Origin of the sequence: Microbulbifer sp. YPW1 (assembly GCF_013367775.1) — a bacterium.
In the GTDB taxonomy this organism is placed as follows: Bacteria; Pseudomonadota; Gammaproteobacteria; order Pseudomonadales; family Cellvibrionaceae; genus Microbulbifer.
The window spans coordinates 2,574,013-2,598,623 of record NZ_CP055157.1; the positions used below are offsets into that span (position 1 = coordinate 2,574,013).

At 56.6% G+C, this 24,611-nt stretch carries 19 protein-coding genes; 5 read left to right on the plus strand and 14 right to left on the minus strand.

Annotation, left to right across the window (positions count from 1 at the left end; genetic code table 11):
- Positions 1-80: 80 nt before the first annotated feature.
- The 12 genes from HUW35_RS10550 to HUW35_RS10605 all read right to left on the minus strand — a co-directional run bounded on the left by HUW35_RS10550 (position 81) and on the right by HUW35_RS10605 (position 13,658).
- The gene (locus tag HUW35_RS10550; RefSeq protein ID WP_181252307.1) at positions 81-1,532 is read right to left on the minus strand and encodes a M48 family metalloprotease; all 1,452 of its coding nucleotides are present in this window, start codon (positions 1,530-1,532) and stop codon (positions 81-83) included.
- A gap of 43 nt (positions 1,533-1,575) precedes the next feature.
- Positions 1,576-2,250, minus strand: coding sequence for a hypothetical protein (locus tag HUW35_RS10555; protein WP_255463229.1), 675 nt, complete (start codon positions 2,248-2,250; stop codon positions 1,576-1,578).
- Positions 2,251-2,354: 104 nt separating this feature from the next.
- On the minus strand, positions 2,355-3,011 hold the full coding sequence (locus tag HUW35_RS10560) for a hypothetical protein (RefSeq protein WP_255463230.1): 657 nt from the start codon (positions 3,009-3,011) through the stop codon (positions 2,355-2,357).
- 49 nt (positions 3,012-3,060) lie between these two features.
- A complete protein-coding gene (locus HUW35_RS10565; protein ID WP_181252308.1) occupies positions 3,061-4,062 on the minus strand; it encodes a vWA domain-containing protein in 1,002 nt (333 codons plus the stop codon).
- Complete coding sequence (locus tag HUW35_RS10570) at positions 4,059-5,141, minus strand: vWA domain-containing protein (RefSeq protein ID WP_181252309.1); 1,083 nt, start codon at positions 5,139-5,141, stop codon at positions 4,059-4,061. Before HUW35_RS10570 ends, HUW35_RS10565 begins: the two co-directional genes overlap by 4 nt.
- Positions 5,131-6,435 (minus strand): hypothetical protein, encoded by a 1,305-nt coding sequence (locus HUW35_RS10575; protein WP_181252310.1) that lies wholly within the window; start codon positions 6,433-6,435, stop codon positions 5,131-5,133. Before HUW35_RS10575 ends, HUW35_RS10570 begins: the two co-directional genes overlap by 11 nt.
- Positions 6,436-6,546: 111 nt before the next feature.
- A complete protein-coding gene (locus tag HUW35_RS10580) occupies positions 6,547-7,341 on the minus strand; it encodes a MotA/TolQ/ExbB proton channel family protein (protein ID WP_181252311.1) in 795 nt (264 codons plus the stop codon).
- Between the two features lie 100 nt (positions 7,342-7,441).
- The gene (locus HUW35_RS10585) at positions 7,442-7,774 is read right to left on the minus strand and encodes a hypothetical protein (RefSeq protein ID WP_181252312.1); all 333 of its coding nucleotides are present in this window, start codon (positions 7,772-7,774) and stop codon (positions 7,442-7,444) included.
- 46 nt (positions 7,775-7,820) lie between these two features.
- The gene (locus tag HUW35_RS10590) at positions 7,821-9,911 is read right to left on the minus strand and encodes a PEGA domain-containing protein (protein ID WP_181252313.1); all 2,091 of its coding nucleotides are present in this window, start codon (positions 9,909-9,911) and stop codon (positions 7,821-7,823) included.
- Between the two features lie 386 nt (positions 9,912-10,297).
- The gene (locus tag HUW35_RS10595; protein WP_181252314.1) at positions 10,298-11,866 is read right to left on the minus strand and encodes a lipopolysaccharide assembly protein LapB; all 1,569 of its coding nucleotides are present in this window, start codon (positions 11,864-11,866) and stop codon (positions 10,298-10,300) included.
- Positions 11,867-11,954: 88 nt separating this feature from the next.
- Positions 11,955-13,151, minus strand: a complete 1,197-nt coding sequence (locus tag HUW35_RS10600; RefSeq protein WP_181252315.1) for a hypothetical protein — start codon at positions 13,149-13,151, stop codon at positions 11,955-11,957.
- Positions 13,152-13,181: 30 nt separating this feature from the next.
- The gene (locus HUW35_RS10605; RefSeq protein ID WP_181252316.1) at positions 13,182-13,658 is read right to left on the minus strand and encodes a hypothetical protein; all 477 of its coding nucleotides are present in this window, start codon (positions 13,656-13,658) and stop codon (positions 13,182-13,184) included.
- Between the two features lie 154 nt (positions 13,659-13,812).
- Between HUW35_RS10605 and HUW35_RS10610 the strand changes: the two genes are divergently transcribed.
- Complete coding sequence (locus HUW35_RS10610; protein ID WP_181252317.1) at positions 13,813-14,232, plus strand: hypothetical protein; 420 nt, start codon at positions 13,813-13,815, stop codon at positions 14,230-14,232.
- Positions 14,233-14,811: 579 nt separating this feature from the next.
- Here HUW35_RS10610 and HUW35_RS10615 read toward each other — a convergent pair.
- Complete coding sequence (locus HUW35_RS10615) at positions 14,812-16,107, minus strand: hypothetical protein (RefSeq protein WP_181252318.1); 1,296 nt, start codon at positions 16,105-16,107, stop codon at positions 14,812-14,814.
- Between the two features lie 825 nt (positions 16,108-16,932).
- Between HUW35_RS10615 and HUW35_RS10620 the strand changes: the two genes are divergently transcribed.
- From HUW35_RS10620 to HUW35_RS10635, 4 genes are all read left to right on the plus strand, one after another.
- Positions 16,933-17,997, plus strand: a complete 1,065-nt coding sequence (locus HUW35_RS10620) for a branched-chain amino acid aminotransferase (protein WP_181252319.1) — start codon at positions 16,933-16,935, stop codon at positions 17,995-17,997.
- Positions 17,998-18,477: 480 nt separating this feature from the next.
- Complete coding sequence (locus tag HUW35_RS10625) at positions 18,478-19,080, plus strand: Yip1 family protein (protein WP_181252320.1); 603 nt, start codon at positions 18,478-18,480, stop codon at positions 19,078-19,080.
- Positions 19,081-19,644: 564 nt separating this feature from the next.
- Positions 19,645-20,964, plus strand: a complete 1,320-nt coding sequence (locus HUW35_RS10630) for a parallel beta-helix domain-containing protein (RefSeq protein WP_181252321.1) — start codon at positions 19,645-19,647, stop codon at positions 20,962-20,964.
- Positions 20,957-22,090 carry an SO2930 family diheme c-type cytochrome gene (locus tag HUW35_RS10635; protein ID WP_181252322.1) on the plus strand — a complete coding sequence of 378 codons (1,134 nt, stop codon included), beginning with the start codon at positions 20,957-20,959 and terminating at the stop codon, positions 22,088-22,090. The genes HUW35_RS10630 and HUW35_RS10635 overlap by 8 nt, the downstream gene beginning before the upstream one ends.
- A 55-nt stretch (positions 22,091-22,145) precedes the next feature.
- Here the strand turns inward: HUW35_RS10635 and HUW35_RS10640 are convergent, their stop codons facing one another.
- Positions 22,146-24,560 carry a transporter substrate-binding domain-containing protein gene (locus tag HUW35_RS10640; RefSeq protein ID WP_255463231.1) on the minus strand — a complete coding sequence of 805 codons (2,415 nt, stop codon included), beginning with the start codon at positions 24,558-24,560 and terminating at the stop codon, positions 22,146-22,148.
- Positions 24,561-24,611 lie beyond the last annotated feature (51 nt).

The following is a 24,611-nucleotide window of genomic DNA, read 5'->3' on the forward strand; positions in this document are numbered from 1 at the left end:
GAATAGTTACGGGCAGGTCAGCGGGAATGCGCTCTTCTCGCTGCGGGCCCGGGAATTGCCTGGGCCCGCGAGAAATGAGATTACTGCACAATCTTGATCCATTCGCCGGGCTTGGGTTCGCCCCGCGGATAATAACCGTTTAACAGCCGCAGTTGCTCCTCCGCATATTCGCCAATTTCCATATGTCGGGCGAGGGAGGAGAATGTGGTTTTATCATTGGCCTGCACGTACTTCACCCGCTTGATATCGGGTTTCACCACATCGGTTTTGCGCAGCGGGCGGAAGCTGCGGATACTGGTCAGGAACAGGTTGTCGTATTCGCTGCTCTCTTCGCTATCCTGCTTTTTGTTATTGATGCGGCCCTCCAGGATGTATTGGCGACTGCCATAAAACAGCACTGCGACCCGGTCCGGTATATTCTCGCCGGCCACGGGCAGTTTGCCAGTGTGTCCCTCCAAGCGGTACTGGTTCAGTGCCTCGTCCTGCTCCAGGCTGCGCACATCGTATACACCGCGCAAAGCCATATCTGCGGGCTGGTTGCCATCCCGTTTGTCTACCCTGATCGTCAGGGTCGCAGACTTGTCCGGTGCTGTACCCACGATGGCGGTACGCTGGTTTTCCACCGTCCAGCCCTCCGGGAACAATAGCGAAAAGCCCAGGCTCTTGTGGTTGAAGCGGTTTTTCTCGCTCTCCTGGGCGTTCTGCCCGTACACAATGCCCTCGGTCTTTTCCCGGTAATACTCGACCTTGGTTATTTTTTTGTCTTCAGGCAGCGCGCCGGCTGCTTCTACTACCTCGCGCAGGCGAACGTCATTGCGGGGGTGTGATGAGAAGACACCGTGATACGTCTGCTGCTTCTTACCCTCCACACGGGCGCGTCGGCGGGCGAAGGTCTCCTGGTCTTTGAGCAGGGCAATCACATTGATCATTGACTGTGGGTCGTAGCCGGCGTTGTACATGTACTGTGCGCCGAATTTGTCCGCCTCCAGTTCCATGTCACGACCATAGCCTTTTACCGCAGCAGTGCTCCACAAGTTGGTCACGTCGCCGACAACGCCGCTGCCGGTGACGAGAACCGAGAGCACCGAAGCCACTCCGGCACCTGTGGCGGCGGTTTTCTGACGCACCGCGTGACGGGCGGTGATATGGCCCACCTCATGGGCGAGTACAGCGGCCATCTCGGCTTCCGACTGCAGATAGGTGAGCAGGCCGCGGTTGATATACACATAGCCGCCGGGCAGGGCGAAGGCGTTGATATCCTGGCTGTCGATCACGGTAAAGTGGTAGGTGAGATCGGGGCGGTCACTGGCCTTGGCGACCTTTTGCCCCACGTGCTCAACGTAGGCGTTGAGAATCGGGTCATTGTAGATGGGCGTGCTGGCAATCAGCTTTTCATGCATTTCCCGCCCGATCTTGATTTCCTTTTCTTCCGACATCAGCACCAGGTCCGGCCGGTTGGTGGCCGGATTGAAGGCACAGCCGGTTGCAGTGGCCAGCAGGATTGCTGCCAGTAGTTTGTTGATCGTGTGCATCTGGGTCTCCTGTCGTTATTGTTTCCAGTCGAGTGTTACCCGCTCAGCGGCTGGCGGACTGCGGCGGCAGCAGGAATTCCTGCAGCTGTGCAGCCATGCCTTTGCAGGCGTTGTTCTGAACGCGAGCGATCAGAGGGATCGGTACCACAATGGCCGGCATGTAGGATGTACCCTGGGCATCTGCGCTGATCTTCCCAGACAGCTCCTGATCGCGGAAATCCCACACGGCGGCTTCGTAATCGGATTCTTTGTCCCAGGTGCCGAAGCCGAAGCAGCCGGCACCGGCAGTGCCGATGGAACAGCCGATGGAACCCGCACTGGAGGTGGTTTCGGTGGAGCCATCAATCCACACGATGTATTTCACCCCGTACTTTTCCATACGATCCCGCACATCGGGAATATCCATCAGCCTACCGAGGGACTTTATATGCATGGGCGCGGTACGCGGTTCGAACCAGGGATAGAGCGCATCCACAAACTGGCGCTCGGGAATCACATTCACCCCGGCTTTGGGGTTGTGCAGCGTCTTGCCTACACAGTCGATCAGATCCGGTTCGGTTTCGTAGTCGCTGGAGTGGCGTCGCCCTAGGATCACTACCGAGTCACCCAGGGCCAGCTCGCCGGTACTGCGGCGATACTCATCGATCACCACGGTAGTACAGCCACTGGAAAGTAATGCCAGCACAGAAACCGAAAAAAATGCGCTCAGGAATTTCACCGGTACATCCTCCTTGTGATTCTCGCGAGGGTTTCAGCTGTGAAATACCCGCGAATGGAATCTCCTGATTCCTGGTTACCTGGTTTCCTCGCATGCGAAGGAAACTATTCGTTGTCACCCGTCTGCTTCATGCTCAGGGCGCGCCGCTTGTTGTCAATGAACGCTTGCAGTTCCGGCACGCGTTCAAAACCGGTATACAGAGTTGCGCCCGCATCGCGCAGCGCCACGTTGATGGCCTGGGCGAGCGCGGCTTCCTGTGACTTCAGGAATGCGGTAGGGGTTTTGCCATAGGCGGTAATGACCCACTCGGCCACAGCATCTCCCTGCTGGTTATAGGCGTGCATGTCGTACTTGATCCACACCTCGAAGATATTCACCCGGGTTTCCCGCGGCATGGTGAACTGGAGTTCACGTACCTCCGGCACAATTACCAGATCGAGCCCCTGGGGCAGATTGGTCGGGTACTGTGCCAGGTTGATCGTCTCCTTGAACATGGAGCCGAGTACTGTCTCAAACAGGTTTTTCTGTGCGCGCCCGGTGTTGATGTTCCACTCATCGCGGTCGTCGCGATTCTCGCTATAAGTAAAATCACTGAAGTCCTCGCTCAGGTAGACACCTACCGTCAGGGGGTGCGGATTTCCCACCGGCGCCGGGAACTCTCCATCCACCGAGACGGTGTGGGCGCAGGCCGTCAACAGGCCGACCACGGCGAACAGCGACAATTTCCTGAGCGCGCTGATTCCATTAAACATCCGATTCATGTGCTGCTCCCGGGTTTTTCTCAACCCTCTGCATATCCCTTACTGTGTGTCAGCGGAAATCGTTCAGGCCGACAAAAGTACCGCCATTTCTGTAAGTGAGTTCGCGCATCAGTGCCGCAAAGCGCAGGCCGGTGGTCTGCAGGTGCAGCGGACGAGAGAACTGGATCGGGAAACCGATGGCATGGATCCGCACCATGCGCTGGTCTTCTCCACGCTGGGCATTTACCCGGTCTACCGCCATCATCACGTTGCGAATGGACTTGCCGGTAAATTCATCCCCGAGTACATAGATACTGATTTTCTTGTTCGGGTCGTAAAAAGTGCGTACCGCTTTCTGGATACCCTCTACCGGGCTCGAGTTACTGAACGGGTTCCACGAGCGCAGGCGATCGAGCACTGCCTTGCGACGTCCCGGGGTGTCCGGAATCCAGCGGTTGCGATAATTGGAGAACATGTAGTCCCCCATATCGTTCATCACCTGTATCCCTTTCACATTGGGATACAGGTTCAGGGTGTTGACCATCTCGTCGATCATCCGATCCCAGCCGTAATTGAACATACTGCCGGAGGTGTCGATGATGAACAGGATGTATTCGCTGTCTACGGGAATACCGCCAATGACGTTATTCTTGCGCTGGTAGTTTTCTCCCAGCAGTCGCTTCATCTCATCGGTCATACTTTGCAGGGCAATGGTCAGTTCGCCCTTGAGCTTGCCTTCCTCGGACTCGCCTTCGGTTTTCCTCGCGTACTGGGCGTGTAGTGTTTCCAGCTCACCCTTGAGCTTGGCAATACGCTTGGTTTCGATATCCAGCTGCTCTTTCTTGGCATTGAGGTCGCGATTCAATACCGAGGTCTCGCCGCGGATTTCCGCCAGCTGCTCCTGTAGCTCCTGCACTTGTCCGTCCAGATCCAGTTCGGCTTCTTCGAGGACAATCGGTTCTACGGTCTTGGCGATCATTAGCAACAGCACGATGGCGCCAAAGCCGCAACAGATCACGTCGAGAAACGAGATGCTGAACTCTTCCTGTTGTCGTTTGTTACGTCTGCTCATGGCCAGTCCTTGGAGGGTGCGAGGAAAGACCCCTGGGTTTCCATGGCCAGCTTCCAGAATTCACTGGCGGCGAAGGGATCGCCTTCCATGGGGGCCAGGACCACATTGACCGGGATGCTCTTGGGCAGGGCATCCACTGCCTTGCGGAACAGCTTCAGGCGTTCCTTGCCGGAAATGGTGTTACCCCGCGGCGACTTCATCCCCTGGGTGGGTAGACCGTCGGTGATCAGGATAATGTTGTCCGGCAGAGGCGACATGTTGTTTACCGCGTTGAAAATACGCTCCAGGCTGGTGCCGTTTTGCGGCACTATGGCATCCAGCTCCTTCATCGCGTTGTCCATCTGGTCCCGGTCATCTACATTCAGCCAGCGGTCTTCAGTGCCCACAATGGCAGCGCGGAAGCCGGTGTTGAAAGTGTAGATCTGGTACTGGCTGTCCTGGGGGAATTGCGACACCAACCAGGACACCGTCTGTTTAGCGCGGCGCCATTTTTCCGTGTCGCGTTTGACCGAGTCGGACATATTGCGGGTACGGATCACCTTGATCAGTTCGTCGCCCAGCATACTCGCGGAAGAGTCCAGCAGAATGAGGATGCGATCACCGCCAAGGCGCAGCCCGGTGAGATATTGCCGATCGCCGTCGCCGACAAACTTGCGCACGTTGTTGCCCAGTTTCTTGTTTTCTTCTTCCAGTTGCTTCTTGGCCTGCTCGAGTTTCTTTAGTTTTTCCTGCAGGCGGGCGATATCCATTTCATCGGTACTGCTGTCGACCTCCGCAATGTTGCCCTTTACCTCCTCAATCTGATCCATGATGCGTCGGGCGAGCCCCTGGGCCTTGGCCAACTCATCACTGGTGGTGTCCAGGGTGTTGCGCGCCAGCACCAGGTGCTCGCGCCCGAACTGGACCTCTTCCTGCAGCAGGTTCACTTCCGCTGACAGGTCCTCGTTTTCAGCCTGAATGTCGTTGTCGGAGCCGTGTTTTATGATCAGGAAGATCAATGCGACGGCCCCAAAACCGCAGGACATGATGTCCAGAAACGACAGGCTGAACGCTGTAAACCGCCGTTTTTTACGCGCCATAATGCTCCACGCTGATCGCAGTGATTACATCATCAAAGTTGGCCGCACCGATCCGGTCGCCGGCAGTGAGGTTGACCGGCGCGGAGATTTCCTCGCCGTTCAACATCAGTTGCGCACCTGCATCCACACGCAGGGCCAGGCGACCGGCGTGGTTGGTGATGGTGGCTGCCGGATGGCTGGGCGGGGTGGGTGTGACATTGAGCTTGCCTTCCTGCCAGCTGACAAACAGCGGATGCTGTGCAGCCAGCGCGCGATGTCCATAGAGCAGGTGGGTGGCGCCTGCCTCCGCGGCAGCGTTGACCTGTACCGCCACCTCGGTGGTCGGCGCTGCGCTCATACTGGTAATCAGGCGCAGGTTGCCGCTGTCGCTGTGAATTTCCTGCCAGCGCTTCTCTGCCGATTGCGCCACGGCGTTGTGCGGCAGTAGATGAATGCGCTCAGCGAGCTGGGCGCCGCCGGGAATCTCAGCCCAGCGGTGGGAAACGAATACAACACTGTTGGGTTCACCGAGGTTTTCGATCATCGCACGCACCCGTGACAGGATCGGGGTACTGGCATCCTGCAGCTGTCGCAGGCTGACTTTGGCAGTGCGGTCATCCAGCTCTGCCATCACCTCACCCTGGCGCATGGCCTTGGCGATCCACTGGGGGAGCATGTCGTAGAGTTGTTGCTCTGCTTCAGCGGAATGCAGTGGGTCGAACCGACACTGCATGATGAAAGCATCGGTAAAAATACGTGCCCACGCTTCCTGGAAGTGCTGCAGTCCTGCGTCGGTGACGGTTTCCGCAATGTCCAGTTCCGCCTGTTCGTGTACTACCACGCGGCTCACCAGGGTCTGATGGCGGTGCAGGTCAATATGCAGGTGTACACCGCGCGGTGCGCAGCTGCTGATACAGGCAGCGGCAGAATCGATCAGTGCCACGGCGTTGAAAGGACTTTCCTTGATGACTCCCAGCAACAGCGCGAGCTGTTCGCGGGTGAAATTTCCCGGGACGGCCAGCGCGACTTCGTCCGGGAGGTCACACAGCTCTGCAATATGCTGAAGGTGACAGAATGCGAGGTCCGCATGGTGGCGACATCCGGGATTGTCAGACTTTACCGACTCGAGGCTGAGCCGACGCCAGAACTGCTGGTTGACTTGGGTAGGGTGGCTGCGCGCACGCATCAGCGCGCCGGTACCGGTGAGGATCTCGCGCGTATTGATGATAGCGACACCGGGGCTTTCCAGTACCTCGTTATTGCCATCGAAAACGCGCAGGCCACAGTCGTTGATTTCCAGTACACCTTTGCTCATGGGAGCTCCTGTTTTCCCTTATCGGATAGTCGTTTCCCTGGCTACCCGCTGTTTATTCCGTTTGCTGTTGTCTTTAGATGGCGGTTCCGGCTGGTCGTGAGCCAGGTGGGCTCAGCTGACTTTCAGGAAGCGCAATAATTTGTTGTCACAATAATTCTGTGTATCCAGTACCAATCGCTCCTGCATCAGCTGCAGCTGGTGGGTGAAGAACATGATTACGATACTGATGACCAGCGCGATAAAAGTGGAGTTGAAGGCCACACCCAGGCTTACCGTAACCCCGGCAATATCACCTTCCACAGCGCGGTGTGCCTGGGCCAGGGCTTCACCGATGCCGCGTACCGTGCCGATAAACCCGATCGAGGGAATCGCCCAGGTGATGTAGCGCACCATGGCCAGTTCAGAGTCCAGTCGATCGCCCTCGGTGTCACACACCTCCTTTACCGAGTTGGATACGGCCGCCACGTTGCGGGTGGAGCCGAAGCGTTGTAGTGCGGTGAGCAGGGCGCGGGGCAGAAGGAAGTTGCGCTCTTCCTCTGGTAGCGCCTGTATCGGTCGCGATAAATCCCGCGCATCCTCCGGCAGGATTGGGGTGCCCTCGCTTACGTTGAGCAGCGCCTGGTCCAGCAGTTTGCGCTCGCGCATGCTGCGTCGCGCCTTCAGGCCCATAATGGCCATTGCCCACAACATCAGCACGAAGCAGGCCTCCTGCTCGTAGTCGCGCATCACGATGTAAATGGATCGCTGCTGGATATAGGTTTCGCCGGCTTCTTCGCGAGCCATCTGTTCTTCGATCAGGGCGTCGGCATTGGGCCGGATGATGGCCACGTAAATTGCGTGGACCAGGATGATTGCCCCGAGTAGGGCAAACAACTGGAATACAAAATCTGAAGACTTGAATTTCATGGGTTTTCCCGCTTTTTGTGGGGCCATTCCTTTGGCAAAAGGCCCGGGTATTGCTCTGATTATGTCCGTTCAATCCGGTATTGCGTGTTGCGGTGGTCCGTTAGATATCCACCGGGTAGGAGACCGAAAGGTCCTCTGAAATTTCTTCCGTTGCCTCGTAGTTATCTGCGCTTTGTGCGCTCTGCGCCTTTATCTTTGTCGGCTTGGCCGGTGCCGTTTTTTCACTGACCGAGGCGTTACTTTTTTCTGCTGCCTGCGGTTCAGCCTGTTGCGACTTCGCCGTTTCTCCAGTGGTTTCCGTTTCTGTGGTTTGCGTGGTCTGGGCAAAACCGGGTATGGCGATAGTCGTGAGCACGACGAACGCAATTACTCCTGCACGGCTTCTCGGTGTGATCGGGTTTGTCACCATGTCACAGTTATTTTTGGGTTTCATAACACTGCCTCGCTTGTTATTGCACTAGCCATTTGTTCGCAGCAATTCAGTTCACCCAGCGCGCCACACGAAAGCCAATATCGTCACGGGCTTCAGCACCATAGTCGCGGTAGGAGAGACGCAGTTCGGTAAGCCCTGCATGTTTCCAGCTGGAACCGCGAACCACGTGGTAATCCCCTTCCTGGGGACCCACGGGGTTCTCTTCCCGCTTCAGGGAGAGGCCAGTGCCAATGGTGTAGAGGTCGTGAATCCACTCAGATACATTGCCGCCCATGTCAAACACACCCATATGATTGGCGCCGAAGCTACCGACGGGTGCAGTGGCGGCATAGCGGTCGTTGTAGGTGCGCAGTACTGCGGGGACAATCTGGCCGGCACTGCTGTCGGCGTAGTTGCCGGAATTTTTGCCCACGGGCAGGGAGTCGCCCCAGGGGAATTTGCGCATTGCGCCGCGTTCGTAACGGGCGGTCCAGGCCCACTCCGCTTCGGTGGGCATGCGATAGCCATTGGCGCTTGCGTCGAACCCGACCACCCGGCCGCGCTCGCTGCGATAGACCTCCTTGAGGCCGTCGCGTGCACTGAGCCAGTTGCAGAAAAGTGCCGCGTCATTCCAGCTGACATTCACTACCGGCAGACTGTCGTTATCGAGACTGATACCGTTGGCGTGGCTGGAGCTATGCATGCGTTTGTAGCGGCGATATTCGCGGTTGGTCACCTCGGTGGCACCGATATAAAACGGGCGGGTGAGGGCTATTTTTCGCAGCACCTCGTTGGCGCGCCGGCCCTGTTCTCGACGGGAGGAACCCATGGTGAACTGCGTATTCGGACGCATCAGCAGCATCTTGCCACCGGCGCCGTGGGTAATCTCTGCGGCAACATTGCTCCAGCGTGCCTGCTCACCGGTCAGTAATACTGCACGCACCGACTGCTTGAGTTTGCTGGAGGGCACGATGGTGGTCTGGTAGTCCTCGTAGCCGGACTTGCGAACGGTAATGGTGTGGCTGCGGGTCGGTAGGGTGAAGGTCTGCCCGGCTCTACCCGCGAGCTTGCCATCGATAAATACCTGGGCATCCTCGGGGCTGCTGGAGATGGAGACCTTGCCGAATACGGCAGTGAGCTGCACGTTCATATCCTGCAGGTCGCCCGCGCGTACATCCACGCTGCGTTCCACGGTACTGTAACCATCGAGGAAAAAACGCAATTCGTGGCGACTGTTGGATGCGAGATCGAGATCCATGGGGGTCTGGCCGCGATACTCACCATTGACGGTAACACTGGCCCCTGGTGGGTTGGTCACAACGCGCAGAGTGCCATCGGCGGCATTGAGGTCGACGGTCTCCAGTGTCTGGTCGACCCCCGCAGTGACCGGCACCGGGACCTGTACGGTCTTGTATTGGGGCAGCGAAATATCTACCAGCCGATCTCCCTGTACAAGTTCTGCAGTGAGCGGTGTGGTACCGAGGATTTTTCCTTCGACACTCACGGTTGCTCCGGCCGGGTTGCTGGTGATGTGTACGTTGGCCCAGGCGGGGCGCAATTTGGCTGTGAGTGTCTGGGTGTTATCCAGACCTTCGATTTCGATTTCCTTGCTGAATGGCAAGTAGCGATCGGTGAGGATCGTGATGCGCTTGCGGCCTGCGGGAATGGACTCGGCTAGACCATCGCTGCTGGTAACTTCGGTGCCATTCACTAGCACCCGTACCGGTACCTGAGGATCAGTCACAACCTGCAAGTGTCCCGGCAGGCGTTCCAGATTGACCGCATGGCGGCTGTTACTGTCGCTGCTGACTTCCACTTCGCCACTCTGCGGGATATAGCCTGTCGCACTGATGGTGTAGCTGTAATGTCCGGGCAGCACCAGGTGGCCGTCGCCCAGGGGCAGGGCCAGGCCGCTGACGGATACATCCGCATCCGCGGGTTGCGTTTCGAAAATCAGGGAGCGCGCCACCAGTAGATAAACCAGCATCAATGCGCCCAGTAACAGGCAGCCGGCGACAGTGATGGCCTTGGGTGACAGCAGCAGTTTTTTGCCGCCGGAGGAAACCGGGGCCGGGGTGAATCCGATCGGTTGGATGACCGAAAGATCTTCATTTTCCGGTTCGTTATCACGAACGGGTACCGCTTCCTTGGCTGTCATTTATGATTTCCTGTTACTGCGTAGTTATTGATTTTAACGACGCTGCTTTATTGCCTTCCGGATCACGGGTTTGGCGCCGATCTCCTGTCGGCCCCGGGCTTGCTACCAGAGACAAAGCCGCGCATTTCAGCTTAGTCCGCTCTGAGGGTTGCAGGCTGTGGACCGGTGTTTTTGGCGTGGGATTTTCTGTTTTACCGACACCGGGACGACAATTTCGTCCACACCTGCAGCACTCGCTTGAGGCGGCTTTTGGGCGTCGTAGGTGGTTTCAGAAAATGGGCGGGCAGTCAGAAAATCTGAGGGGGCCCGCGGGCAGTTACGTCAAAACCTGGGTGACTTCAATGTCATACAGCTTTGATCTGCCCGCGGAAAAAGGGTTTCAGGTTTCAGGATTTATTGGCGCTGTTAATTTTCTCTGCACACTCGATGGTGACTACCGGTGATTCGGAAGATGGGTCGACCACAAATTCCTGGCGCACATCGCGGTACCCGTGACGGGTACCCACGGCGGTGTAGCGGCCGGGCTTGAGGGCAATCTCACGCTCGGAAAAATTTCCCAGCTTGCCAACGTGATAAATGGTGACATTTGTGCTGGCATCTGACTGTAACAATACGGTGATCGGAATCAGGGATTTGGTCAGTGCAGTTTCCAGCTGTTCGATCTGGCCCTGTAACCGCGGGGTGCTGACGTCTAATGCGCGCGCTTCCGCGAGCACCTTGCGGGCATACTGATTGCGCTTGCTTTGTCCGAGGAGTAACGGATCACCGAGTAACTCCTGCAGCTGATCATCCAGTTTGGCTCGGGCTTGCGAGCGCGCCTTGCCGGTGATGGCCTCTACCAGGCTGCTGTCTTCAGCGATCAGCTTTCCGTACTTTTCTGCGGCCTTGTGCCACTGCTCCTGCTGCTCGCTAGCCGCGGCGCTGTCAAAAAGACGATCGATACGAGCCTGGGCGATTCCGTTATTTGCCTGTGCAATACCCACACCGGGATCGGAGGCGTTGGGTTTCAGCTTTCGCGCTTTTAAGAAAAACGACTTGGCCTTGTCATAGTCACTTTTGGCGATGGCTGCGTACCCCGCGGACATCGCCTCGCTGTAGTCCCGTTCCAGGATTGCCGCATTCACCTCAGGCAGCAGCGCCTTGGCGGGTGCTGTGTCGCCATCCAGTTCGAGGGCCTTTTCCAGTTCCGCCTTCGCCGTATCCAGGGTGTTTTCCGCGAAGGCTTCCTTACCGGCGGTAAAGTGTGGCCACACCTCGGGTAAGAGCTCGGCGCGCTCCTTTCCCTTTACGCCGCGGGGGTGCTTTTCGGATATGGTGAGCACCAGGTCAAAAGCCTTGCTGGCCGCTTCGGCGTCTCCGCTGTCGAGTGCGCTGTTTCCTTCCGCCAGATGTTGTTCAATACGCTGGGGAATACTGTCTCGCAGCTGCTGCATGCCGGCAAGGGCCTGGCGGTACTGTTCCAGTGCCTGCATAAATTTACGCTGGCGATAGATGCCGTCCGCTTCTTCGGCCAGGGTACGTGCGGCAAAGTATTCTTCCGCAGCCCAGGTTTCCACCTTTCGCTCCAGGAGTTCCTCCTGCAATTGCAGTATCTCCTGCAGGACCTGCTGTACCTCTCTGCGCTGTGCGGTAATTTCCGCGTCGGTATACGGGGATTCCTTGATTTTTTTAACCGGAGTGGCTGGTGCGCTGCCATCTTGAACCGGGCTGGCAACCCTGGTTACAGTCGGCTTTTCAACCACCTGCGGCAATACCCAGAATACGCCCACCAGAGCAGCGAGCATACCGCTGCCCAGCAGGACCGGGACTAGTTTTCCGCTGCCGGACTTTTTGTCTGCGGTACCCGGCTGTGGGCCGGGTTTGACGTCTTCGCCGGTCGAGGAATCGCCACCGAATGAAAAGTCGGCGGGCTGAATGAAAGGCTGATCTTCCGATGATGGATCGCGGTGTTGCATGGTATTCCCGCTATGTTCGCTGTTATTTTCGCTCGCCGGCCCGCGGTGCGCAGGGCCGGTCGGACTCGGTTACTGGCTGGCCGGCGACTCAGATGTCACTCATACCACCGGTTTCTACCTCATAGATTTCCTTGAGCAGCTCGCGCCACTGGCGGTACTGGTTTTCCACAGAGCCGGACAGGGTCACGGTACGGTCTTCCAGTTCCACGATTCGGGGCTCAACTTCCGCCTCCATGGAATCTCCCAGTTCCTGCAGTGCCTCGATATGCATCTTGGCTTCAGAGCGGCGATCAAAACCGCTTTTCACCAGATAGCCGCCGCCGGCCACTGCCACGTTACCCGCCTGACGGGCGGCACCACCGCCAGCGCCAGCCGCGGCAATGCCGCCGACAATGGCAGCGACGCCCATGATGGTGTTGTTGCGCGCTTTGCGTTTCAGTTCGCGCATCTGCTTCACTTCTTCATAGCTCATGGCACGCCACTCCTGATAGGGCGTCTCCATGGTTTTGACGAAGGTGTCGTAGTAGCCCTGTAGGGTATCTACGAACAGGTAATCGCGTTCGCGAATCTGGCGTACCCGCATCAGCATCGGGTCATTGTCGGCGGGCAGGGCGGTGAGCTGGTAAAGTCCCTGATCGTCCTGCACCAGGTAACGATCGAAGGCACCGGGAGAAAAGCTGCGGGCAAATTTAATTTCGGAAATGGTGCGCAGCTCGGCAATATATTCACTCGACAGTCCCTGGCGATAGGTGAGCAAGTCGTTGGAAATACGGTTGTAGATTCCCTGGAAGGCATCCCCTTCGGTGGGGTGTTTACGGTCGTAGGCGTAGTGGGAGGCCTGCTCGGTGTACTCCCTGGTAAACCATACCTGGCCGCGAGAATCGGTGGCGGTGACCTCTACGGTCAGGGTTTCGCCATCGGACTGAACGATGGTTCCGGTGACGGTTACATCGATATTGGTGCGCTCACTGGGAATTACCCGCACGGCGCCCCAGCCCTGACTGGATTGCAACGCGTCCGCGAGAGTTACCGCGATATAGCGGGATTCGGCGCGGCGTAATTCCGGAAATACCAGCTCGTCCTCTTCCGGTTCCTCTTCCTGCTCCAGGCCCGCATTGAATTGCACAATGCCCACATCCAGCAGGCGATTTTCGGCGATTGCCGCATCCTCTACCGTCAGCGGGGTGTAGGCGGTGGTGCGGACCTCGGTTGTGGTGCAGCCGGCAAGCACCAGTAAACTCAGTGCCAGGCTGCACAGGGTTGTGCGTGTGTGCGAGAAAAACATATCACTACTCTCCCTGATGAATACTCATCTTCATTTCTGTGATTTTTTATATTTCCGGTACTCTTCCCAGAGTCGCTCTTGTAATTCAGGATCGGATTCGCGCATGGCAGCTTCGCGAATCTGACGGGCGACCACATCGTCATCATCACCGCTGGGTATATCCGCGGGTACCACGGCGGTTGATCCGGTGTGGTTATACTCGCCCTGGCGCCCTTTGGTGGGCAGCCCGGGTCCGGTGGCCTGGCCGCTGGAGTTGTTCTGCTCTGGACCACCGCCCTCTTCACCGCTAGCGGCGGGTGGCGCGCCACCGAATTCCTCTTCGGCGGTTTTGATCAGATCTTCCAGAGATTCACCCGGGGGAACTTCGTCTTCAGCCGCAGCTTCTTCTTCCGGCGAGGCAGGACGGTTGCGGACGTAATCCCGCTCGCGCAGGATCATGCCGTCGTAACTGGCCATGGTGGATTCGAACTGACCTTCCAACTCCGCAACCCGTTCGGCAGAGCTCACTGGCGCCTCGTTGGGTGCCTGGTTGCTTCCGCCAGGCTGGCCACCACCGGCAGCGCTGGCTTGCGCGGTACTTTGCTGACCACCGCTCTGGCCTCCGCCACTCTGCCCCCCACCACTCTGCCCCCCACCACTCTGCGCTCCTGCGGGGGAGCTGTTGGATGGCGAACTGCTGGATGCGCTGCTTGGTGCACTGCTCGAAGCGCTGGCTGAAGCGCTACTTGTAGAACTGGCGCTGCTGCTGGAGGAGGAACTACTGGACGACGAGCTGCTGGACGACGAACTGCTGGACGAAGAGGCACTCGCGGTTTTTTCCTCCTCGGAAAAATCGATTTCATCCGGCGGCTCGCCCTGGCTGTTGGATGACGGATCCGGCGGCATACGGGAATCTTCCGGGCGCTGGTCGGAATCGCTGTACACCGGTGTCGACGGGTTGCCGCTGGCGCTTGGGTCCTGTGCGCTGCTGCTGGACGAGCGCGAGCGCCGCTCGGATTCCGAACCGCTGTTGGACGCGGTGGAAGCCTGTTGGCTGGAGCGGTCGCCAGACTCGATACTCGGCATGGAGGTGTTCGGCTGAGCAGGACTGCTCGATGTCGATATGCTCGGACTACTCCGGCTGCTGCTGGGCGAGCTGGGTGACGGCATGCTGCTAGCCGTAGAGGGGCTCGATTTGGATTGGCTCGACGATGAGCTGGATGACTGCGACTGAGACTGGGATTGCGACGAGCTGGAAGGGCTCGACGGAGATTTCTGTTGTGGTTGTGCTGGCGGCTGCTGTTGCGTCTGCTGGTTTTTACAGCCGCTGATCACGGCTGCCAACACCACCACAGAGGCGAGGGCTTGCCAGCGCAGGCCTGAAAAGTCAGATGCCGGTTTATGCGCCGAGCTGCGATTAAAATAGTGTGCAATCTTCCGTAATGCCATGAGCTTTCTCCTGATGCGTTCACGGGTCGCAGCGAAATCGCGGCGACCCGTTTTGCTCCTTGTCTGTTCGACAGTTTTTGTCCCTTGGGGTTTGCAGGCCTGAATATTTCTGGTGCCAGTTTTTACGCTGCGTAACATGGCTACCTGAATCTTTACCTGTGTCCCGGCGGACGCAAACCAAACCTCGCTACATCAGTCGAACACGATGATTCCTCTTTTCTTCACATTCTCTTCAGTCGAATACAAATCTCTGCACGATACCGGTAGTTTCCACCGGTTCTCCATTCTCAAATCGCGGCCGGAACTTCGCTTTTTTGAGAACGTTGCGCACCCGTGAACGAATACTTACCTTGCTTTCCGGTTTCGCGCTGAGGATCTGGATATTGCGCGCCTTGCCGAATGCGGTGACGTCATAGGAAACGGTCACATAGCTGTTTGCCAGTGCTTCACGATCTTCGTCCAGCAGCGGCAGGGTGGGCAGCGCCGCAGGACGACCGAAAATCTCGTCGATCTCCTGATTGGTAGCACCGTTGTCCCATAGGGCCTGGTAGGCCTCACCGTAGGTTTCGCGCGCGGAGTGCCACTTGTTGAACATCATGTACCAGTCACCCAGTTCCACTTTCGCTTTCGCAGAAGCGGCCGGTGGTGAGCTCGGGTTTTTCTGGTAAACATCCATGATTTTGGTGATCGCGGTTTTACCTGAACTGAAACTGTTGATGCGGTAGTGGTCGAGTTGCGCGCGGCGCTGCTGGTCCATATTGCCGCCGCCGAAACTGGTGTTTACCACAATGGCTTCCTGGGGCTCGCCGGAATAGGTGGCGAGGTAGTAATTGGTAGCCTTGAGGCCGCGCAGAGCTTCCACCAATCGCAGGTCGTTGGCACCGAAGTTCTGAGAAATGATATCTACCGCCAGCGCATAGAGGTTGGTGGCATTGATCAGGTGCTCGAAAAGGGTGGCTCCTTTTTCGTCGATATAGGCCTGCAGGTGCCAGTTGCTCAATTGATTGATGATCGGCAGCATGCGCGGATCTTTTTCTCCGTAATTTTTTGCGTGCAGCCAGAAAAGGTATTCGTGGTTGTCGTTGGCCTCTTCCCACTGGTTGAGCGCTATCTGGCTTTCAATCATGCGCTCGATCATCGGTACCTGGTTGAGGGAGTAAAGCCCCTCGTTTACGCGATTGATCAGCATCGCGCGACGGAATTCTGAAATCGCCAGCTCATGTGCTCCGCTGCGTTGCAGTGCGGAGCCGAGCCCCATCAACTGCTCATCCAGCCCGGCGCCGTAGGCTCCGTACTCTGCTTCCATTTCCTCGATGCGCTGGCGGTATTCATCTGCGGCTTTTGATGGGCGAAGTTGTCGTTTGGGTTTTTCCAGTGGTTTTGAGGCCGCTTCTATATAAGCCGCTGGAGGAGCCTTGGCATTGTCGAGTGCGGAGATTTCCTCCGCCGCAACAGAGCCACACAGCAGAGCTGAGGCTGTAAACATCAAGCCGATAGCAATAGTGTTGCTGGTATCTGTCTGTGTCACGGTAGAACCACTTCCATTCCATGTTGTGCCTGACTCACCGACGCCTGTTGAGGAGGCGCCGCCGAGCTCGAAACCCGCGATCAAACGGTGGTGATTGGCAGACGCATTTGCGGCCACCGCAACCCCGATTACACGGGACTTCTCTCCCTGACGTGTGGTTCGTCTACTTTCCTGCCGGTTGCCCGGTGTGCTGTCGGTATCGACGCTGGACTCTGGTGATGAGGGAACTTCTCAAGCCGAAAAAAGGCATTGGTTTCCCTTGCATTTGGTGTTCACCGTCCATGTATTTTGAGTATAGCTAACGAATTTTCGTCCTTTGCTTCCCCGGGTGGGGTGGCGCGCCAGCGGCGATTTGTACTGTCTTTTCGGCGCTGTTTGCTGATACGTCAAAAGATTTTCACCGGTGACGACGTTATGTACCCAGTGGAGTAGATAGGCACAGAGACGACCTGTTCAGGGGTTTGTTGAGTCTGGCAGCAGGGGCTGAGGTGGGGGGCGATTTTCACAAAAGCGGATGCCAAAAATTTCGCCGCGAGAAAAATTCTGTCGGCTGCTGGCTCCTGTGCCGCTGGCGGAAGGCTAGCTTGTCGGTTGAGGCTTCCTTTTCTTCCGTCGTCGGTACGGATTCCTTCTGGTGGGGTGCCCGGGCCGGTTTCACGGGTCAAAAAAAACGGTAGAGAGATTTTTGTCCTAAGAGTAGTGGTAGATCGGCTTATTTATTGCGCAATCTTCCGGCATATTGGTTTCGACATTTGGAAAGTTCGGCGGATAGAGCCATAATCCGCTGGATTGACCGTAACTGTGCAATTTCAGTGGGAGCGCTTTGTGAGCATAACAATACAACCTGAAGCCATCGCCAGCCTGCGGGGATTTGAAATGCCGGAGCGCCTCGGCTTTGGCACCGTCATGGCCCCGGTGATGTTCCGAGCCCGCTATCAGGATGGGCGCTGGAGCGACGGCGAGCTGGTCCCCTATGGTCCTCTGGCTCTGGACCCCGCGGCCAAGGTGCTGCACTACGCCCAGTCCTGCTTCGAGGGGCTCAAGGCGTACCGCTGTGGCAGTGGTGTCGGTCTGTTTCGCCCGGAGCGCAACGCCCAGCGCATGGCGCACTCTGCGCGTCGTCTGTGCATGCCTCCGGTCCCTGAAGCGCTGTTTATGGACGCGGTTCGTACTGTGGCGGCGCACTGCGCAACCCTGATTCCGGGCAATAGCGGTGAGTCCCTTTATATCCGTCCCTTCCTGATGGGAACCCAGCCGGACCTCTCGGTTACCGCCAGCAGGGATTACGACTTCTACGTGATTGCCAGCCCCTCCGAGGCCTACCACGCGGGCAGTATGCGCCTGTGGGTAGAGCGTGAAGACAGCCGCGCTGCCGTGGGCGGCACCGGCGATGCCAAAGTGGGTGGTAACTATGCCGCGTCATTGCTCAGTATTGCCCGTCTCAAGGAGCGGGGATACGACCAGTCCCTGTGGCTCAATCCCGGAAACCGTCACTCCATTGATGAGCTATCCGGGATGAATTTCTTTGCGGTGATGGATGGCAGCCTGCATACCCCGGCGTTGAATGGCTCTATCCTCGAAGGGGTTACCCGGGACTCCATGCTGACCCTGGCGCGGGACATGGGGCTTGAGGTGCATGAGCGGGAAATGGACATCGATGACCTGTTGGCTCTTGTGGCATCCGGAACCTGCAGCGAGGCTTTCGCCTGTGGTACTGCGGCCATTGTCAGCCCGATTAGCGAGCTGGGGGACGGCGAGCAGCGTTACCGCCTGAGCAAGTCCCCGGGGCCGGTCGCAGAGCAGCTGCGCCGTGCGCTACTGGATATTCAGGAGGGCAGGGCAGAAGATCGCTTTGGCTGGATGCAAATGGTGCAGGTGGCGGCTTACTGACGCGAGCTTCTTCCGGAGGGAAAAAAGCCCGGCGGGATATCTTTTGTCACAGAGTCTGGATGCGTCAATTCAAGACGTTCGAGTGCATAAGTAGCACTCATATAAATGCGGCTGTTTCCTGTGGAAACGGCCGCATTTTTTTTGCGTAAATTACTACGGTTGCGTTGACTTGAATGACGGTGGTGTTACAACGTAATCGTGCCCTGAAAAACCTGCTAGCGCTGCGATGCATGCGGCACAGTAGTTTTCTCGGCTGGAGTTCGCGCCCTGCGCGAGCAATGCGCTGGCGGTTTGTTACCGGCAGTGTCAACAATAAGAAACTGGAACTTTTGGGAAAAGCCTTTGGCGGTATCCCTCACTTTGACAAGTAGTATCCAGATCAATTTGAGACACAGGAGTCGGGTTACGTCTGTGACTCCTTAAAAGGCTCTCCCTCACGGCCACAAGCCGTGCGGTTCCTCGCGAGTGAGGAGAATGGGAATGCTGAATCATCTCTACGGCCTGATGGTACAACCGCGCAGGCAGTGGCATGAAATTGCCGGTTTGTCTGAAAAAGGATTTAACCGTCAGATCCCTTACGTCGTTGTCCTGGCTCTGGTGCCGGCGCTCTGCTGGTACTTCGGGACGACAGAAATCGGCTGGAATATTGGCAGCGGTGGCCAGGTGCGCACCCTGACCAGTAACAGCGCCCTTTCACTGGTAGCCGTGTTTTACGTCACCATGATTCTGGCGGTGGTTGCCGTCGGCTACTTTATTCACTGGATGGCAAAAACCTACGGCGCCAAGACGCACCCGATGAAGGGGATTGTGATTGCGAGCTTTACCGCCACGCCGATTTTTGTCGCCGGTGCTGCCGGTCTTTATCCGATTCTCTGGCTGGATATTCTGCTTGCCACTCTGGCAGTCGCCTACGCGGTGTATCTGCTGTATGTCGGGATTCCCATAGTGCTGGATGTGAATGAAGAGCGCGGCTTCCTGTTTGCCAGTGCTGTGGTTACCGTTTGCCTGGTGATGGCCGTGGTGGTGATGGTGGCAACGGTACTTTTCTGGAGCTACGTAGCCGCCCCGGTATTCCAGCATTGATCAACGGCGCGGCTGAATAACGACTAGTCAGCGCCTGTGGATTCCTCGCCTGTTGCCCGCTGTGGATAAAGTCCGCCGGGTGACAGGCAGGGCTCCGATACCACTCTGCCTCGCAAATTTTTCGCCCCTTTTCCTGTCGGCAAGCCCTCACCGCGCTTCGCGCAATCATCCCCTTTTTGTCCTTGTGCTTCTCATTGCGTATTCACTACGGCGAACCGCGGCAAGTCAGAGGGACCCTGAACCCCGGTCCAGAATCAGACTGTCAGGTCACTCATTAACTGGTTAATACGAGACACAATACCGTTTTTTCCGTTGTTCCCTCGCGGGGCTTTGGATACTATCCAGCCAAAGCCAGTCGACGTAATCTGCGCTTTCTAGTTGGTACAAGCGTACCAATTAAAAACGGTTTTGGATTCTTGGTCACTTTTCCTCTGATTCCAATACCGTTCTTCGGCCCCGATCTGACAGTGCTGGCCGTGGCACGGGTTGCTGCGATACGGGATTGGGCCGAGGTTGAATAACTAAAAACAGCGATAAAAACGACTAAGGAAATCGGGAGATTCCATGAAAACACCAGCCAAACTGGGTGTATTTTTACTTGCAGCGATGGCAGCCGCCTGTTCCCAGGACAATGCCTCAAACAATAGCAACGCCAGTGCCAGCGCGGAAACCGCAGCGGCTACCGCAGATTTTCAAAAGCAACTCCTAAAACAGCTGATTCAGGCGCAGTCCGGTGATGTCATTGAAATTCCGGAAGGGCGCTACGAGCTGAATCGCAGCCTTTCCCTGAATGTCGACGGGGTTACTATCCGCGGCGCGGGTATGGACAAGACCATCCTGTCTTTCAAAAACCAGATTCAGGGCGCAGAAGGCCTGCTGGTCAATGCCAGTGATTTCACTATTGAAGGTCTCGCTATTGAAGACACCATCGGCGACGCGCTGAAGGTCAACGAAGGCAAGAACATTATCATCCGCGACATTCGTGTGGAGTGGACCAATGGTCCCGCCACAGAAAACGGCGCCTACGGAATTTATCCGGTACAGACGGAAAATACTCTGGTGGAAGGTACCGTTGCCATCGGCGCATCTGACGCCGGCATCTATGTCGGGCAATCTCGCAATGTGATCGTGCGCAACAACCGTGCTGAATTTAACGTGGCGGGCATTGAGATTGAAAACACCATCGGTGCCGACGTCTACGACAACGTGGCGACCAACAATACCGGCGGTATCCTGGTATTCAACATGCCGAACCTGCCGCAACCGGGTCACAGCACCCGTGTGTATAACAACAAGGTGTACCAGAACAACACCGAGAACTTTGGTCACGAAGGCACTCCGGTGGCAGCGGTACCTGCGGGCTCCGGTGTGGTCATCAACTCCAATGATTTCGTGGAGATTTTCAACAACGAAATCTCAGACAACGATACTGCCAATGTGATCGTCAGCAGCTATTTTGCAGCCGGTTATTACAGCGACAAGTCCACCCAGGAAAACTTCGACCCCTATCCGGAAGGCATTTACATCTACGATAACACCTTCACTGGTGGCGGCTCCTCACCGGATCATCTGGAGCTGAAAGCGCTGAAAGTGGCCAAGTTCGGATTGACCGGCAGCTTGCCTGATGTTCTGTGGGACGGTGCTGTGGACAGCAAGAAAATGGTGGATGGCGCATTACCTGAAGCGCTCAAGCTGTGTATCGAGAACGAAGGGGTTGGCATCATCAACATCGATGTCCAGAACGACTTCAAGAATATCTCGACGGATATTGCTGCACACAATTGCAGCCTGAAAAAACTGCCGCAGATCGTACTGGATTTCGACGGCGAACAGGAAAAACCTCAGGAAGAGCAACACGCAATCAATGAGGTAGTCGATGCGTAAGCTGTTGTTGTCCAAGTGGTTGGGGGCCGCTGCGGTGGCCCTGACCCTTGCGGGCTGTGGTACATCCCGCGAACCGGTTACCCTGCACGAAAGAAATTCGGTACCGGATAGCCTGAGTCAGTGGCATGTGGTCGAGGCCCTAAACGGCGAGCTCTCGCTGAATGAAGGTGTTGTCCCCTATGACCTGAATACCGCGCTGTTTACGGATTACGCCCATAAGCTGCGTACCGTTTGGATGCCGGAAGGCACCAGTGCAGATTACGGCGATGAAGACTTCAATTACCCAGTGGGTACTGTAATCAGCAAGACGTTTTACTATCCGCTCGGCGAAGATGGCTCGGTACTGCGCACAGATGACTACTCTCAGGACTTTGCCGGCAGCGGCCTAAACCTGAGCAAGGTAAAGCTGATCGAGACACGCTTGCTGGTCAAGCGCGCGGACGGTTGGCAGGCGCTGCCTTATGTCTGGAACGACGCTCAGACCGATGCAGTACTGGAAATCGCGGGTGAGGCAAAACGCCTGCAGCTGGTCAGCGATGATGGCTCTGGCGAAGCATTCACCTACGTGGTGCCGGATTCAAACCAGTGTGCCGGTTGCCATGCGGACAACCACACACAAAAGGCGGTACGCCCCATTGGCCCGCGGGCCCGTCACCTGAACAAGTCTTACGCTTATGAAAGTGGCAGTGAGAACCAGCTGGCCTACTGGCAGCAGGTCGGCTACCTGAGTGGTCTGCCGGAGTTGGCCGAAGTGCCGCGCAATGTCAGCTATAGCGATGCCAGCGCGTCGCTGGAAGATCGCGCGCGCTCCTATCTGGATATCAATTGCGGCCATTGCCACAATCCCAGCGGCGCAGCCGATACCTCGGGGCTGATGTTGCACGGCAGTGAGCGTGACTTGCGCAGGCTCGGAGTGTGTAAACCGCCGGTGGCCGCAGGTACTGGCTCAGGTGATCGCCTGTTTGCCATTGTGCCGGGAAGCCCGGAAGAGTCGATTTTGAATTTCCGGGTCGAGTCGACGGATCCCGGTGCCATGATGCCGGAACTCGGACGCAGCCTCACCCATGAGGAAGGTACCGAGCTGCTGAAAGCCTGGATTGCTTCCATGCCGGGTAATTGCAGCTGATCGATAAGCGGATGGTGGTTCTGGCCACCATCCGCTGTCTGACTCATGCCTCTGTTCAGGTGTTGCCCGGAAACGGTATATCCGTAGCCCGGTGTGCGGCTTTCAGGAATTCCGGGTAAAGGTAATCCAGCAGGTATCCGGTTTCGATGTCGCTCCTGCGCTTGTAGTCTTCCAGTAGCGCGACATAGGTGCGGTAGCGCGCTTGAATCTTGCGCACATAATCGTAGGGCTCCTGACCCCGAGCGTAACCGTAGCGGGCCTTCTCGTAATATTTCTTTTCCGACAGCAATAGCATCGCTTTCTCGACGTTGTCGAACCAGACCCTGCGATCCCAGCCTTTCTCTTCCGCCAGATCCTGTGCATCGTATACATGTCCCAGTCCGGCATTGTAGGAGGCGAGGGTAAACCACATCATGTTCTCCGGGCTGATGTCCTTGTCCTCGAACTTGCGATGCAGCCACTCCAGGTACTTGAGTCCGGCGCGCACGCTGGTCTCCGGGTCGAACAGGTTTTTCTCACCCACCTGCTTCCCTGTGTCTGGCATCACCTGCATAAGGCCCCGAGCGCCGACCCAGGATTTGGCTTTGGGATTGAAGGTGCTCTCCTGGAACATCTGTGCGACCACCAGCCGCCAGTCAAAATCGTATTCGTCCGCGTATTTCTTCACGAACTTGTCGAAAGGAGAGATGGTGCCATCTGCGTTCAGTTCATTGATCTCGGGGCGGGTTCTTTTGGGTGCATCAAAGTACTTGGTGTAGAGTACTGCCATTTTTTTCTGAGTGCTCTTTTTGTCGAAGAACTTGTTCACGGCCTTGAGCAACTCCGGGTTGTTCTCCCGCACCATCCACCCGTAGACATTGTCGTCCACGTGCAGGTCAATCAATTCATCTATGTTTTTTCGCCAGCTATGCTCGAGTTTTACCGAGACATCATCTGCGATGGCCAGGTCGTATTCCTTGTCTGCTACCTTGTCCAGAACCTGCTGGATATTTAGCTCCTCTGGCGCCAGTTCTATCTTGACATCGGGTACCTTTTTTTTGAGCTCCATCGCGATATCGTAGTGATTGGCGGACTTGCGTACATAGATAGTTCGTCCGGCCAATTCCTCCAGGCTGTCGATCTTGTCGTCATCGCGACCGACGACCACTACCTTCTCCCTCATGTAGGCGCGGCCGAAGTCCATGCCACTGTTGTCCCTGCGTTCAGTGGCGGAAAGCAGACTCGCTGCGATATCAGCTTTGCCATCTCGAATCATGGTGAGCAGGTCCTGATGGGTCGGTGCAACAATGATTTCCAGTCGCAGTTTCTGCTCTTTGGCAAACGCCTGGGCAAGCTCGTATTCATAACCCATGATTCGGCCTTTCCACATATAGTAGGTGCCGGGGTGATTGCGCGTCAGTACCCGTATGTAACCGCGTTCGCGGATCTCTTCCAGGTCTCCCACCGAGCGATCGATAGTGCGGGTCAGCTTGCTGTGACGAACGAAGTCGTTTACCGCTTCCAGAAGCTCGGGTGAGTTTTTACGTATCGCCCAGGCCATCTGGCGCTCATCGGGAAATATATGATTCTGGATGAGATTGTCCTTGAACTGGGACACCAAGTTATACACCTGATTTTCGACAATAGTGAAATCAAGATGCCCCTCGGAGACATTGATTACCAGTTCAACATAATTTGTTTCGGACACCTTGAGCTTGAGGCCGGGATGTTTTTTGACAAACTCCCGTGCTAATGCTTCGTACGCGGTACCTTTGGTTACCTCTAGAGTTTTGCCTTTATAGTCTGTCGATTCGGTCACCGGCTTGACGTTGTTGCGGGAAACCAGCACCAGTTCGGTGTTCGCAGTGGGGATGGAAAAGTCAACTTCCTGCTTACGCGCATCGGTGACCACCATATTGTTGGCGATGATGTCTCCCTTGCCCGCCTCAAGCAGGGGAACCAGTTGATCAAAGTTGTGCGCATATAGTACGACCGGTTCCAGCCCGATGTGTTCGGCCATGCGTTTGGCTTCACTTAACTCTATGTCCTGCTGGGTTGCCTCGCGATGGAGAGAGTCGGTATTGGAGATGTCCACGAGGATTCTCAGCTTTCCGTGTTTTCTAATCTGCGAGAGGTCGCCACTTTCCGTGTAGTTGCGGTAGGCATTTATGGGGTATTCGCCACTGGTTTCCGGCGGCCAGTTAGCTTCCGGGCGAAGATCGCCCTTGGTCGCCGGGCGCATAGCGGGCTCTTCTTCGCTGGTGTCGATGGCCTGATCCGCTGCCTCTATGTCAGCCTTGCTGTCAGACTGACGTGATTCACCTTCTGAGACGGGTTGCCTGCCTGTGCTGTCTTGATTGGCTGCTTTTTCGGTGTCTGCAGGTGTCGGCGAACCGCTAGCGGCATCCCGCTGGCAGCCGGAGACTGAGATCACCAGGAGCACCAGCAGAATCAGGCAGCAGTGAAGGCGGCGTGTAGAGACCAAATCCATGGTACTTCTGTAAAACATCCAATGTATTCATAGGAAGTCTAGTCTTGCGGC